12 protein-coding genes and 2 pseudogenes are annotated in these 13,845 nt (G+C 70.1%); 9 read left to right on the plus strand and 5 right to left on the minus strand.

From position 1 onward, the window contains the following. Positions 1 to 70: 70 nt before the first annotated feature. From ABZW32_RS25510 to ABZW32_RS25525, 4 genes are read left to right on the plus strand one after another with little or no spacing between them, the layout of a single operon-like run. A complete protein-coding gene (locus ABZW32_RS25510) occupies positions 71 to 814 on the plus strand; it encodes an NUDIX domain-containing protein (protein ID WP_356219829.1) in 744 nt (247 codons plus the stop codon). Then, positions 815 to 1,978, plus strand: a complete 1,164-nt coding sequence (locus tag ABZW32_RS25515; RefSeq protein ID WP_356219732.1) for a 5'-methylthioadenosine/S-adenosylhomocysteine nucleosidase — start codon at positions 815 to 817, stop codon at positions 1,976 to 1,978. Next, a complete protein-coding gene (locus ABZW32_RS25520) occupies positions 1,975 to 3,954 on the plus strand; it encodes a hypothetical protein (protein ID WP_356219734.1) in 1,980 nt (659 codons plus the stop codon). Before ABZW32_RS25515 ends, ABZW32_RS25520 begins: the two co-directional genes overlap by 4 nt. Before the next feature lie 20 nt (positions 3,955 to 3,974). Further along, positions 3,975 to 4,514 (plus strand): hypothetical protein, encoded by a 540-nt coding sequence (locus ABZW32_RS25525; RefSeq protein WP_356219737.1) that lies wholly within the window; start codon positions 3,975 to 3,977, stop codon positions 4,512 to 4,514. Between the two features lie 72 nt (positions 4,515 to 4,586). Here ABZW32_RS25525 and ABZW32_RS25530 read toward each other — a convergent pair whose 3' ends face one another. Continuing rightward, entirely contained in the window at positions 4,587 to 5,132 is a 546-nt protein-coding gene (locus tag ABZW32_RS25530; protein WP_356219740.1) for a Uma2 family endonuclease, read from the minus strand. Between the two features lie 210 nt (positions 5,133 to 5,342). Further along, positions 5,343 to 5,498, minus strand: a pseudogene (locus ABZW32_RS25535) (DUF255 domain-containing protein); the annotation flags it as partial. Between the two features lie 171 nt (positions 5,499 to 5,669). Here ABZW32_RS25535 and ABZW32_RS25540 point away from each other — a divergent pair. From ABZW32_RS25540 to ABZW32_RS25550, 3 genes are all read left to right on the plus strand, one after another. Next, positions 5,670 to 7,121, plus strand: coding sequence for a CBS domain-containing protein (locus ABZW32_RS25540; RefSeq protein ID WP_356219743.1), 1,452 nt, complete (start codon positions 5,670 to 5,672; stop codon positions 7,119 to 7,121). 143 nt (positions 7,122 to 7,264) lie between these two features. Then, positions 7,265 to 7,489, plus strand: coding sequence for a hypothetical protein (locus ABZW32_RS25545; RefSeq protein WP_356219746.1), 225 nt, complete (start codon positions 7,265 to 7,267; stop codon positions 7,487 to 7,489). Between the two features lie 44 nt (positions 7,490 to 7,533). After that, entirely contained in the window at positions 7,534 to 7,941 is a 408-nt protein-coding gene (locus ABZW32_RS25550) for a PIN domain-containing protein (protein ID WP_356219749.1), read from the plus strand. A gap of 48 nt (positions 7,942 to 7,989) precedes the next feature. Here ABZW32_RS25550 and ABZW32_RS25555 read toward each other — a convergent pair. Continuing rightward, a pseudogene (locus tag ABZW32_RS25555) lies at positions 7,990 to 8,277 on the minus strand (DUF4344 domain-containing metallopeptidase); the annotation flags it as partial. Between the two features lie 121 nt (positions 8,278 to 8,398). Between ABZW32_RS25555 and ABZW32_RS25560 the strand changes: the two are divergent. Continuing rightward, positions 8,399 to 11,629, plus strand: coding sequence for a tetratricopeptide repeat protein (locus tag ABZW32_RS25560; protein ID WP_356219752.1), 3,231 nt, complete (start codon positions 8,399 to 8,401; stop codon positions 11,627 to 11,629). 317 nt (positions 11,630 to 11,946) lie between these two features. Here ABZW32_RS25560 and ABZW32_RS25565 read toward each other — a convergent pair whose 3' ends face one another. After that, positions 11,947 to 12,183: a hypothetical protein gene (locus tag ABZW32_RS25565; RefSeq protein WP_356219754.1), complete on the minus strand. Its 237-nt coding sequence runs from the start codon at positions 12,181 to 12,183 to the stop codon at positions 11,947 to 11,949. Positions 12,184 to 12,185: 2 nt separating this feature from the next. Continuing rightward, positions 12,186 to 13,067 (minus strand): mycothiol conjugate amidase Mca, encoded by an 882-nt coding sequence (gene mca / locus ABZW32_RS25570; RefSeq protein WP_356219757.1) that lies wholly within the window; start codon positions 13,065 to 13,067, stop codon positions 12,186 to 12,188. A 106-nt stretch (positions 13,068 to 13,173) separates the two neighbouring features. On the opposite strand from mca, the gene ABZW32_RS25575 reads away from it, so the two are divergent. Further along, entirely contained in the window at positions 13,174 to 13,587 is a 414-nt protein-coding gene (locus ABZW32_RS25575; protein WP_356219760.1) for a DUF4307 domain-containing protein, read from the plus strand. Positions 13,588 to 13,845 lie beyond the last annotated feature (258 nt).

Here is a 13,845-nt window from a genome sequence, read left to right on the forward strand (position 1 = left end):
GAGTCGAACGGTACAGAGTTCCGACCCTGCTTCTTGTGTAAGTGACAGTAACTGAAGTAGCTTGCATGGCATGCAAGATGACGCATGGTCACCACCTTCCGTACTCCTGACGGTCGATCTTGTGATCCTGACGCTGCGGGAGGGCCGCCTGCACCTGCTCCTGGTGGAGCGGGGCGAAGATCCCTTCCGGGGCATGCTCGCGCTGCCCGGAGGATTCCTGAACCACGATGGCGAGGAGATCCTGGACGCCGCCCACCGCGAACTGATCGAGGAAACAGCCCTGAGCTCCGGCTGGGTGCACCTTGAACAGCTGGCCTTGTACGGGGACTCGGGCCGCGACCCGCGGGGTCGCGTCCTCTCCGTGGCCCACCTGGCGATCGCACCGGGGCTGCCCGACCCGGTCGCGGGGACGGATGCCGCCGACGCCGCGTGGATTCCCACAGAAGCCGTCCTGTCCGGCGAGGTGGAGCTCGCGTTCGATCACCGCCGAATAGCTGCGGACGGAATCGAACGCGCGCGCACAAAGATCGAGTTCTCGGCACTGGCCACCGCGTTCTGCCAGGAAACCTTCACCATCGCAGAGCTGCAACAGGTGTACGAAGCCGTCTGGGGGACCGCACTCGACACCCGCAACTTCTACCGGAAGGTCCAAGCCGCGAAGGGATTCATCGTCCCCACCGGCACGGACCGCAAGACCACGGGAGGACGTCCGGCACGGCTGTACCGGGCCGGACCGATAGCCGTGCTGTTCCCACCGCTGATCCGACCCGCACCGTCCGCGACGGAAGACGACACGAGAGGGTTAGACGAGTAGATGTCGAAAGGCCCGGTGGTGATTCTCACCGCCCTCAATCTTGAATACCAGGCAGTGCGCCAGAGGCTGCTGGATCCTCAGTTACATCGCCATGACCGTGGCACCCGGTTCGAGGTGGGAACCGTGCGGGACACACCGTGCCCTGTCGCACTTGGCCTGACGAGCAAGGGAAACCACTCCGCCGCAGTGATCGCCGAACGGGCGATCCAGGAGTTCTCTCCGGTGGCCGTGCTGTTCGTCGGGGTCGCGGGTGCCCTGTGGGACGCCACCAGGCTGGGCGACGTGGTGATGGCGTCACACGTGTACGCCTATCACGGCGGGACCAGCGAGGACGACGGACTCAAAGCCCGTCCCCGGGCATGGGAGGCGCCGCACGGCATCAGCCAGCTCGCCTCGCACCTGGCCCGTCTGGACGACTGGGCGGACCCGACAGCCGCACCCGAGGACCGGCCGCAGGTGCGTTTCGGGGCGGTGGCCGCCGGCGAGATCGTCCAGAACTCGAGGATCTCGGCCGAGGCCAAATGGATCCGACAGCACTACAACGACGCGCTCGCCATCGAAATGGAGGCGGCCGGTGTAGCCCAGGCGGGTCACCTCAGTGGGGCGCCGGTGGCCATCATCCGGGGGATCAGCGACCGGGCGGACGGCACGAAGAACAGTGCGGAGGACCGCAACTGGCAGCCGCGGGCCGCGGCGAACGCGGCGGCGTTCGCCATCCGGCTGGCGGTGGAATTGGTGGGTGAGCAGGAGGAAGCCGCGATGCCCCGGGACGACAGGACCCGTTCGGCCGACTGGTTCGACCAGCACGTCAGCAACACCGCCCACAACAGCACCGTCGGCATCATGGCCGGCTCGGTCACGGGCAGCAGCGTCCACATGAGCGCGGCCCCAAAGGCATCCAGCCCGACGGACCTGATCACGGAGCTGAACGGTTTCCGCCATCAGCTGAGGCGACACCTCGACGAGGGAGCCCTGGACGAGGACAGCTACCGGGAGGCCCTGACCGATCTGGACTCCGCCCTCCGGTCGGCCGGGGGGCGCACCCCTGAATCGTCGAAACGGACGGCCATGACGCTCAGGAGGCTGCGCGGACTTGTCGCGGAGTGCCCTGCGCTGGTGGCCGCGTTGGCTCCCATGGTCGCCGCGGCGGGTGACCTGACATGAGCCACGAAGACGCTCGGTACAGCTCGGCCGCGTACAACTCCACCATCGGGATCCAGGCCGAGACCGTACACGACTCCACCATCTACTTCGTCCACCCAGACGCATCGCCGCAGGAGAAGTACCGGGTGGGCGTACGGCTTCTGGAGGACGGCGTCCCCAGCCGGGCCCGCGAGATGATCACTGATGCGATCGTCCACGGGTACGACGGCACGGAAGTTCGTTTCCACTGGGTGCTCGCCATGGTCAGCGCCCGCACCTACCACGACCTGAGCACCGAAGAAGTCCAACGGCTGCGTTACACCTCCGGGCTCGTACGAACCTACGTCGACGACGAGTGGAAGGAGGCACTGCGCGTCACTTTCGACCTGTTGGCGGTGGTCAGCACCACCGGCAGCGAGACCGGCCCCGTCCTGAAGGAGCTGCATGACCTGCCGCTCCTTCAGTACGACGCGATCCTGCGCCACCTCGACCTCATGCTCACCGGAAGGCTGAAGGACGACCTGTGGGCGGAGACCCACGGACGGGCGAGGGCGGAGCGCTTCGGTAACGACCGGGCGCGGCGGGTCTGGGCCTACTTCGCCCCCGCCCCCATCGGCGCGCGGGCCGTTCCGCCCCGCCCCAGCACCGCTGCCGCCGCCCGGGCGTCCCTCCCGGTCCGGGCTGTCCTGTTCGTCGTCAGCAGTTCACTCCTCTGGGTCCTGGCACTGATCGCGGATCCGGCCCGGGCGATCGTCGAACTACCGGTTGCACTCGGCGCGGGCCTGACCGCGGCCCGCTTCGGCGTCCGGTGGTGGGGCCGGGAGCCCAGGCCGGGCCTCACGCCCGGGCCCCGCGTTCCTCATCCTCGCGATCCCACCTCCGCCGAGGACGGGTTCACCAAGCGCGTCCGTCATTCATTCGATCACTACTTCAGCGTTCGCAGGCCCTCCGGGTTCACCTCGGACGCCTGGCTCGCTCACACCGTTCAGATCCGCAGCAGCCTGGCCATCGAGACCGCGGACCTCTACCGGGAGAGCCGGATCGGTGTGGAGCGGGTCGAGTGGCTGATTCGGTACCTCGCCGAGGATGCCCGAAGTCGCCACAACAACGGCACCCTGCTCGATCAGCACCGCCAGAACCGGACTCCGGGCAGGACAAAGGTCCTGACCGTGGCAGCCCTCGCCGTTCTCGTCGGCACGGCTCTGGCCGCGTTCGGCACGGTGGTCTCAGGTGCCGACCAACCACGGCCGCTGTGGGCGTTCCTGGCCGTACTCGGTGCGGCCTGGTCCGGGCAAGCTACCGCTTCGGGGTGGCTGGAGGTCCGGCGCGAAGAGCACCGGCTGGCCCGCGAGACTCAGGAGTACAGCGAACAGCTAACCGCACGACAGATCGCCCACCAGAGCTGGAAGTCGTTCCTGGACAATGCGCGCCCCAGCGAACTGGAGATGGAGACCTGGCTCACCTGCGACAAGACTTCGTTCGTGGATGAAGCACTCCAGCACCACCGGCTCACTTGGCGCGACCTGATCACCCACACCATCCTGGTGGCACCTGGTCCCTCCTATAAACGGGGCCGGGTCCGAGGCGGTCCGTGGCGCTACTCGCACTACGTCTTCCGCCTGTTCCTGTTCACGCAGGACGGCATCCGCGAGATCAGCTCCGAGTTCGACTTCTCCGACGCGACGCGCAGGAACGAGCAGCGGAGCAACTACCGGTTCGACGCACTGACCTCCGTGCAGGTGACGGAGAACGCCGACATCGGTTATGACCTGGAACTCGTCCTCACCAACGGACCGACCAGGAAGATCCGCGTCAAGGACGCCGACGCCCACCAACTGGCTCCGACCGAGGACTCCCGGGAAATCGCCGAGATCAACCTCAGCGCGGCCGGCTCCACTCACACCTTCCGTCTCCTGGAGGGGATAGCGGCGGACGGGAAGAGCTGGATCGAACGGCACGGCCCCGACAACCTGACACCCTTCCAGGTTGTCGGCTGATCCCGGACTCGAGCATAGGAATGCCTGTGACCTCCACGGATGACGTCACCGAGAGCAAAATCCTGCTGGCCGAGTACGACTGCCTCAAGGAGGAACAGAAGACCCGCATAGGGTTCCGCGACAACCTGCTCTACTTCACGCTCGCCGCAGCCACTGCGGTTGTGGCGATCACCGTCCAGAGCGGACAGTCCCGACTACTGCTCTCCGTCCCCGCGATCTGCCTGATCCTGGGCTGGACCTACCTGGTCAACGACGAGAAGATCTCGACGATCGGCTACTACGTCCGCGACCGGCTGGGACCGCGCCTGGTGGAACTCACCTCCGCCCATGGCACGGTGTTCGGCTGGGAGGTCTACCACCGCAACGTGGCGGGCCGTACTGCGCGCAAACGGCTTCAAACTGCGGTGGACCTGTTCACGTACCTGGCCCTACCCATGGTCTGCACGACCGCGTTCTGGTGCTCTCGCGCCGTTCATCCCCTGCTCGTGATCACTTCTCTCGTTCAGACGCTCGCCCTGGCCGTACTGGGCTGGCAGTTCCTGCGCCGTACTGAGCGGTAGCACCGGCCCCTCTCCGCGCACGCGTACGACGCCTCCACTGCGTGGAGGCGCGAGCGGGGCTCCACCGTATGGTCAGCAAGCATCCGGCTCGGGCCGGGGAAGCTCGTCCAGGTCGAGGGTGTAGGTACGTCCGTCGGCCAGCTCAATGGGCAGCTTGCCCGAGCCGTACTTGTGCGTGTGAGCCGCGATGTAGCCGGAGCCGGTGGGCTGGGTGTGGACGACGACCTCCCCGGCGTACGGGTCCACCACCACGTAAACCGGGATGCCGTAGCGGCCGTACTTCGCAGTGCAGTCGTCGTAGTCCTTGCGCGCGGAGGAGACCGAGACCACCTCGGCGATCAACAGCACGTCCTCGAAGCCGTAGCGCTTGCCCTGTCGCTGCGCGTCCTCCCGCAGGATCGCGAAATCCGGGGCCGAGTTCTCGTCGGCCGGGAAATCCAGGTACACATCGGAGGCGGTCTTCGCGTGTCGGCCGAGCGAGAGCGAGTCGATCTGCATCGACTTGATCGTGCTGGAGTGTTCAAAGCTCTGCGGAGTCATGATCACCTTCCCGTCGGTGCCGAAGAGAATCACGTGCCCAGCGGGGAACTCGGTGTACATGACCGCGTTGACGCTCATCAACGGCTCCTTCCTGCCGCTTTCCAGGATATGGGTCACGGTCCCGCGCGGGGCCCGCCACGAGAGTGCCGACTCAGCAGGAGCAGTGGGGATGCGCTGGTCTTCGGTCCAGGCGTTGACGTCTTCCCCCAGTCGCGCACCATGCGCATCCGGCTCGGTGCTCTCCGGAAACATCCCAGTTCACGGCTACCGGGTTGTGTTGAGTCATTGGCACCAGTGGCAACTCGAGCACCCCACGCTGAGCAGTACCGGCACCTCTCGCTCCCGCGCTTCGGCGAAGGCCTCCGAAGACCAGGGCCACCAGTCGACGGGATTGTCCGCGTGCTGGAGGAGAAAGGGGGTCTCGTTCGCGAGGCGGTTCGGCAAACGCGCATCCTGCTGCACCCGCCTGTGCCCCGCCCATGCGCCACATGGCCAGCCCGTACCAGCCGCCCCTGACCACCCCCTGGCGAAGCAATTGCCTGAAATCCACACCGCTGCCGGACACGGCTCTGCGATGATCACAGCGTTCCGAGGCAGGCCGACCGGGGGGAAGTAATGACTGATTACGCATTAGGCGGCAGCGCGGACGAGCCTCTGGGGCGAGCCTCCTATCTGATCGAGGGGCGGCGGGTACTGGTTTCCGACCTCGTCCACGCCGGCCTGCTGAGCGCGGGAACGCGCCTCACTTTCCGGCAGCGGCGGTCCGGGCAGGAGCACCTCGCTCAGGTGACTGCGGACGGCAGGATCGAGCTGAGTGACGGCCAGCGGTTCAAGTCTCCTTCGGCGGCAGCAGCCGCCGCTACGGGGCGCGGCCCCTACGACGGGTGGACTGCCTGGGCACTGGAGGGGGGAACCCTGCTGGACGCTTTGCGGCAGAAGCTCCTGGACACGGTGGCAGAGCTGCCGCCCTCCGGCGACGCCGGGGCGGACGGCTCCGCCGCTCGGCACGCGCGGTTGAAGGACGCCCGGAGGCAGGCGGACGCCGACGCGCCGATCACCGTCACCGTCCGTGATCTCCTGGGCTGGTGGGGGGCATCACGGCGCGGCTACCTGGTCACCGAGCAGGTAGCCTCCGAGCTGGCCAACCACGGCCTGTCCACCGTGCCGGACTTCGCAGCCGTGGGGATCGACGACCGGGTCACCTTGACCGGTCCTTCCGGGGATACCGAGGACGAGGAAGAGAAGGCGACCGAGCAGGGGCCCGTGGCGGGGCAGGAGGAGCCGAGGGAAACCGGCACGACGGGACCCGCCACCACCTCCGTCGACGGGGAGGACAAGGGGGAGCCAATCCAGGGCCAGACGGTCGGCAACCTGCCCTCAGCGCTCAAGGGAGTGGTGTCGGTGTCCTCCTCGGCAAGCTTCGAAGAGGTGTTCACCAAGATGCGGCTCAATGGGTACTCGCAACTACCGGTGCTGAACGGACCTCGGAACCTGCGGGGGGCCGTCACCTGGGAATCCATCGCACGAGCGCGCTACACGGACTCCGAGGCCCCCTTTTCCGAGGCCATCGTCGGCGCTCACGCGGTCAGCTATGCCGATCACCTGATCGACGTCCTGCCCGATCTGGAACGGTTCGGCTTCCTCCTGGTCAAGGACCAGACGAACCAGATCGCCGGCATCATCACCGTCGCCGACGTGGCCGCGGAGTACGGCGCCACGGCCCGGCCGTTCCTACTCATCGGCGACCTCGACCGGCAACTGCGACGGGTCATCTCGGAGGGTCTGGACCTTGCGGAGGTGATCGCACTCTGCGATCCGGACGGACGCCGGAAGCTCGCTGCCTTCGATCAGTTGTCCTACGGGGATTACCAGCAAGTCCTGGGCAATCAGGAGCAGTGGAACAAGCTGGGCTGGCCGTTGGACCGCAGGTCCTTCATCGACTGTCTCGATGAACTGCGCGAGATCCGCAACGAGCTGATGCACTTCAACGACAAGGACAAGGCCGGCGACTCGGCGATACCGATGCTCCGCAACATGATCGAACTTCTGCGCGAGCACGGCAGCTGAGGCGGGGCGATTGCCTGGCCTCGGCCGGGTGATCGCCCCGACACGGACCGCCCGCTCCGCGGGCGCCCGCGGAGCGCCGAAAGGCCCCGGTGCGGCAACGAAGCCCTCTCCCCCTGTAATAGAGGCTGTCTTGCACTGGGGCCATGAGGCCGACCAGAGCCGGGACCACCGAGAAGATCTCCGTGTCCATGCCCAGTGAGCTGGTCAGTGAGCTCCGCTCCCGGACCGGTCGCCGAGGCCTTTCCAGCTACATCACCGAGGCTGTCAGGCACCAGCTCGCCATGGACGGGCTCGCCGAGATCGTCGCGTCGCACGAAGAGGAGCACGGCGCGCTCACGGAGCAGGAGATCAAAGCCGTTCGTCGCTAACTGTTCGGAGAAGCGGATGCCGGGGACGTCGAGCGGGGCGCCGCGTGAAGGAGCAGTCGGCACGCTCTCTGGTGCTCGACTCCGAGGCGCTCTCCCTGCTCCTGCGCAATGACCGCAGGATGGCGGCCCGCATCGAGGCGTCCCGGCAGATCGGGGTCCCCGTCCTCGTGTCCGTGGTGACCATCGTCGAAGCAGCCCAGGGCAAGACCGATCTGGCGCGCTTGAAGTGGCTGCTCTCCCGGCTGCAGGTGGAACCGGTCAGCCAGGAAGACTCCCTCACCGCAGTGACGCTGCTTCGGGACGCCGGGGGGCTGCACGGGCACAAGTACGCCATCGACGCCCTCATCGCCGCGCTCGCGCTCCGCGTCCCGGCCCCCGTGATCGTCCTGACCTCCGACCGCGACGACTGGTCGAAACTCTGTGGGAGTCGCGTGATCATCAAAGAGGTCTGAGGCCGTGGACCACTCCGTCTGCGAGTGCACGGCACCGGTGACGGCCGCCTCGTCCGTGAGGAGTTCGCGTTCCTCGGCGACGTCGTCGTAGCAGAGCTCGATGCGGCGGGTGTCCGGGTCGTAGCCCGTGCCCTCGCCGGCGCAGGAGCGGGCCACGACGGTGACCCGTTGCGGGAGGTCGAGGTAGGCGTTGAGGGCGGCGACGGCCCGTTCGGCCGGTTTCCGGGTGCGCAGGAGTGCCGCGTCCGCCGCGTCGGACGGGGCGGGTTCCTCGTAGCGGATCGCGAACCCCCTTGCGGGCGGGGCCTGTTGGCAGGCCGGGGCGGGGGTGCACATATGCACGCGGGTGACCGAAGAGGCGTCAACTCCCTCTGAAATAGCTCAGATTCCTCGCGCTCGCGGTGGTCCCGCCGCACACTTGGGCCACGTTGCACGGAACGCTCCGAGGAGGACGCCGATGCGGGACAGCCATCGTGTCGAGGCCGAACGGCTGCTGGTGCGGGCCGTCGAGGAGGAGGTCCGGCGGGCGGACGCCCCGGTCGGCCGCGAGGCCCTGCTGGCGCGCGGGCGGGAGGCGCTGGAGGGGCTCGCCTCGGCGGCGGCCGAGGAGTACGGGGCGTACGTGGCGGCCCTGGACGAGGCCGCGGCCGGGGAGGAGTCGCTCGGCGAGGCGTTCCGGCGCGGGAACACCTCGACGGCCCTGCTGGTGACGGCGGTCGCGGCGGCCGCCGCAGCCGGTGCGGACCTGGCCTTCGGCGTCTCCGCCGGTACGGCGCTCAGCGCGGGCATCGTCGTCGGCGTCGCGGGGGCGGCGACGACGGTGGCCAAGGTGACCGCCGTCCACCTGCCCGCCGCGAACCGCCGGGCCGGGGCCGCGGGACGTCCGGGCGGGCCGGAGCAGCTGAGGCTCCAGTGGCTGACGGCGCTGGAGGTACGGGGGATACGGCCCTTCCTGGAGCAGCAGCGTGCGGTGCGCACCCCGCCGCGCGGCCTCCGCAACGGTACGGCCGGCGGGGCCCCGGGCGCCGGGGGCGGTGTCGGGGCCGGGGCCGGGGCGGCGCAGCCGCTGCGCGGGGCGGACCGCAGTGCGGAGGCCCGCAGGCGCAGCATGCTGGAGCAGTCGTACGCGCAACTGCCGGATGCCGGGGACCTGTTCACGGGCCGGCGGGCGGAGCTGACCCGGATCGCCCAGTGGGTGCAGGCCGGTCGGGCCAGTACCGAGACGCGTCCCGTCGTGGTGGTGCTGCACGGGGAGCCGGGGGTGGGCCGTACCGCGCTGGCGCTGCGGGCGGCGCACGCGCTGCGCGACCAGTTCCGCGGGGCCTGCCTGGTCGACCTGCGCGGTGGTTCCGCTCCCGGTGAGCCCCCGCTGTCGACGCGGGAGGCGCTGCTGCACCTGCTGAACCGGCTGGGTGCCCCGCGCGAGCAGCTGCTCTTCCGGGAGGGGGCCACGGCGGAGCAGCAGGTGCGCCGGCTCGGCGAGCTGTACCACCAGCACCTCCAGGGGTTCCCGGTGACGGTGGTGCTGGACGACGCGGTGGACGTGGCGCAGGTGCGGGCCGTGGTGCCGGAGCGGACCGAGAGCCTGGTGCTGGTGACGGCCCGGGAGCCGCTGGAGCTGCCGGACGACCTGCAGGCGTGGGTGCACCAGCTGCCGGTGGTGCGGCTGGCCGGTGCGGAGGCGGCCGAGGTGCTGGCCGCCGGGGCGCGGGCGGCGGGCGGGGTGGCGCCGGCCACGGGGGCCGCGGCGGGGCTGCTGGAGCTCGGCGCGGGGCTGCCGCTGGCGCTGCGGGTGCTGGCGCCGCTGGGCTCGGCGCGGGCCTCGGACGCGGGGGACGGCTCGCTGGAGCACGCCCTGGACCTGGCGTACGTACGCCTCCCGGAGGACCGGCGCCGGCTGCTGCGGCGGCTGCCGCTGGCCGGGCGGGCCTCGCTGGGCGCCGCCGCGGCGGCGGCGCTGGCGGGCGCGGACCGGGCGGAGGCCGGGCGGATGCTGCGCGAGCTGGCCGGGGCGGGGCTGCTGGACCTCGTACGCGGGGAGCGGTACCGGATGCACGACGCGGTGCGGGCGTACGCGGCGGCGCGGCTGGCGGCGGACGAGGACCGGGCGGAGGTGGCGGCCGCGCACGAGCGGCTGGTCCGTGACTACGCGCAGCTCGCGGACTCGGTGATCCGGATGGTCGACGGGAAGATGTCAACGCGCGCGAACCACTTCGGCGGGCACGGCTTCGCCTCGCTCGACGCGGCGCTGCGGTGGCTGGACGAGGAGTCGAGCTTCATCACGGCGGCGCTGCGGCATTCGGAGGGGGTGGACCAGCAGGCGGTGCTGGACCTGCTGGGGGCGCTGTGCGACTTCTGTCTGCTGCGCGGGGACCTGTACCGGCTGGGTGAGATCAACGAGCTGACGCGGGCGGTGGACCAGGGGCGGCTGAACCGTTCGGTGCAGTGGCGTACGGGCATCGCGGCGCGCCAGCTCGGTGAGCTGGACAAGTCGCGTACGACGCTGACCTCGCTGGTGGACCAGTACAAGGAGGCGGAGCAGGAGGCGGGGGCGGGCATGGCGCTGGTCTCGCTGGGCATCACGCTGCACCACCAGGGGAACCTGCCGGAGGCGGCGGCGCGGATCCGGGAGGCGCTGGCGCTCCAGGAGTCGCCGGAGCTGGCGGGCGACCGGGCGTGGGGGCTGCACGCGCTGGCGGCGGTGGAGCGGGACCGGGCGCGGCTGGCGGAGGCGCTGGTGCTGCTGGAGGAGTCGTTGGCGCTGCACCGGGAGAGCGAGAGCGTGCACGGTGAGGCGTGGGCGCACTTCCAGCTGGGGCAGGTCCACCTGCGGCTGGGGGACGTGCCGGGGGCGGAGGCGGAGCTGGGGCTGGCGCTGGAGCTGTACGGGCGCACGCGGGACGACCGCGGCCAGGCGTGGGCGCTGACGCAGCTGGGCCGGGCGCGGGTGGTGGACGGGGATCCGGAGCCCGCGCTGGAGCGGCTGCGGGACGCGCTGGCGCGGCACCGGCTGGCGGAGGACGCCCGCGGTGAGGCGTGGACGCTGTACTACCTGGGGCAGGCGCTGGAGGAGGACGGGGAGCGGGACCGGGCGGTGCGGGAGCTGGAGCGGGCGCGGACGATGTTCTCGCGGATGCGGGACGTGTACGGGCTGGCGCACGCCCGCTACCAGTCGGGGCGGGTCACGCGCGACCAGCGGGCGGCGCAGACGGGGAACCTGCGCAATTCGGGTTTCGCCCGTCAGTTGCTGGTGGACGCGCGGGCGGATTTCCGGCGGATCGGGCTGGCCCACGGGGAGGGGTGGACCTGCCTGGAGCTCGCGGTGATCGACGCGGGGAACGGGCGGGTGCCGCAGGCGGTGGGCCTGTGCGAGGAGGCGGCGGGGCTGTTCGTCTCGTACGGGGACCGGCGGGGTGAGGACTGGGCGCGGTTCCTGCGCTGCACGCTGCTGCCGTACGCGGTGCCGGCCGCCGCGGAGGAGGCGGAGGCCGAGCTGGCCCGGCTGGCGGCGGCTCCGCATCCGCTGCGGGACGCGCGGCTGGCGGACTGTCTGGAGACGTACGCGGTGGTCCTGGCGCGGGGTGTGGACCCGGCGGAGGGCTGGCAGGCGTGGCGTCTGGGCATGGTCCCGGACCTGCGGGCGCGGGAGGTCATGGGCGTGCCAGCGCCGGCCCGCGCGGCGGAGTGACGGCGGGGGCTCCGGCCCGTGCGGAAGCCGCCCCGCGCGGCGGAGTGACGGCGGGGGCTCCGGCCCGTGCGGAAGCCGCCCCTCCGACGTGCGGACGAGACGGCGTACGCGCGGCAGCACGGCAGCACCTGCGGTGCCGGGGGCCTGACGGGGCCGGGGGCTGCCCGGCCCGGTAGCCCCCGGGCCCGGAAACCACAGGACCCGGAAACCCTCAGGGCCGGAGACCCTCAGGCCCGGAAACCCTCACGGCCGGAGGCCGCAGGGCACGGAGACCCTCAGGGCCCGGAGACCACAAGGCCCGAAGCAGGCCCGCAGGGCTACGGTGCCTTCGTGCCCTCGGTGGCCCCGGAGGCGGTGGCCGCGGCCGGCTCGGGGGCCTCCTGGAAGTCGACCCGGCCCATGTGCCGGCTCATGGACTTCATCAGGCCCCACACGCCGAGGGCGAGGGCGGCGAACACGATGAAGCCCAGGAGTCCGGGGGTCACCTTGTTCTTGTCGAAGGTGTCGGCGGCCAGCGGAAGGAGCTGGGTGACTGCTGCCTGCGTAGCGCTCATAGCTACGCATTCTCCCGGATGCCCGCGAAGAGGTCGGACTCGGGGAGGGAAGTGTCGACGAGCGACTTCGCCAGCTCGTACTCCTCGGTGGGCCAGACCTCCTTCTGGATCTCCATGGGAACGCGGAACCAGCCGCCGTCGGGGTCGATCTGCGTGGCGTGCGCGATGAGCGCCTTGTCGCGGATCTCGAAGAAGTCGGCGCAGGGCACGTGGGTGGTCAGGGTCCGCTCCTTGCGCTCGAACTCCTTCCACCGCTCCAGCCACTCGCCGTAGGGGGATTCCAGGCCGCGCGAGAGGAGGGCCTCGTGCAGGGCGATGGTGCGCGGCTTGTTGAAGCCCTGGTTGTAGTAGAGCTTCTGCGGCTGGTGGGCGGCGCCGTACTCGGCCTCCGGGAACTTCTCGGTGTCGGCCGCGCCGTCGAAGGCGACCATCGTGACCTTGTGGGTCATGATGTGGTCGGGGTGCGGGTAGCCGCCGTTCTCGTCGTACGTGGTGATGACCTGCGGCTTGAAGGCGCGGATCTTCTTCACCAGCTCGCCGGCGGCCTCCTCGACGTCCGCGAGCGCGAAGCAGCCCTCGGGCAGCGGCGGCAGCGGGTCGCCCTCGGGCAGGCCGGAGTCGACGTAGCCGAGCCACTCCTGCTCGATGCCGAGGATCTCGCGGGCCTCGTCCATCTCCTTGGCGCGGACCTCGTGGATGTTCTCCTCGATGTACTTGTCCCCCTGGAGCTTGGGGTTCAGCACGGAGCCGCGCTCACCGCCGGTGCAGGTCACCACCAGTACGGGGACGCCCTCGGACACGTACTTGGCCATCGTGGCCGCGCCCTTGCTCGACTCGTCGTCGGGGTGGGCGTGGACGGCCATCAGTCGAAGCTGCTCGGTCAAGACAGGATCCTCTGTGATTCGGCGCGGCGGACAACTTCTATAGTGACCGAATCGGGGGACGGAAAATTCCAGGGTGCCTCAGCCCTCCCCAGCGAGAGGAACGATCATGAGCGCGGTGCGCGAAGGACTCCCCGAGGGCCGGTACGGCCGGTCGGCGGACGAGCGTGCCGACCGCAAGCTCAAGGTCGTCGGGTCGGTGCTCGGTGTCGGGCTGCTGGCCGTCGTCGGGTGGATCGGCTGGGACTACGTCGGCGGGCAGTCCGTCAGCGCCGAGGTGATCAAGTTCCAGATCGTGTCGGACTCCGAGGTCAAGGTGCACCTGGAGGTCCGCAAGGAGGCCTCGGTCACCGGCGTCTGCACCCTCGTCTCCCAGGACAAGGATCACGGCGAGGTGGGCCGGGCGGACTTCACCTTCGCGCAGCGCGACAGCCGGGTGGACGAGCTCGTCACGCTGAAGACCACCGGCCGGGCCACGATGATCGAGCTCGTCGGCTGCCAGGCGACTGCCTCCGCCGGCTGAACCGGTCCCGCGCCCGGCCCGACGGCGGCGCGGGCTCGCACGGGCGGCGGGTCCGGGGCGCGTGCGCCGCGCCCGGGGGGAGCACGGCCCGCGGGACGTGCAGGGGGTGTGCGACCCGTGCCGCGCCGGTGCTGGGGCCCGGAATTCCGCACGCGCTCACCGGACGCAATGACACACTTCATACACAGGGCGTCCTCCCCCTTTTCTTCCCGAATTGTTAGGCTCGTGGTTTCGCCCGCCGCTGGCGGCTTTGTAGTC

It is taken from the genome of Streptomyces sp. NPDC004667, from assembly GCF_040609475.1.
Lineage (GTDB): Bacteria > Actinomycetota > Actinomycetes > Streptomycetales > Streptomycetaceae > Streptomyces.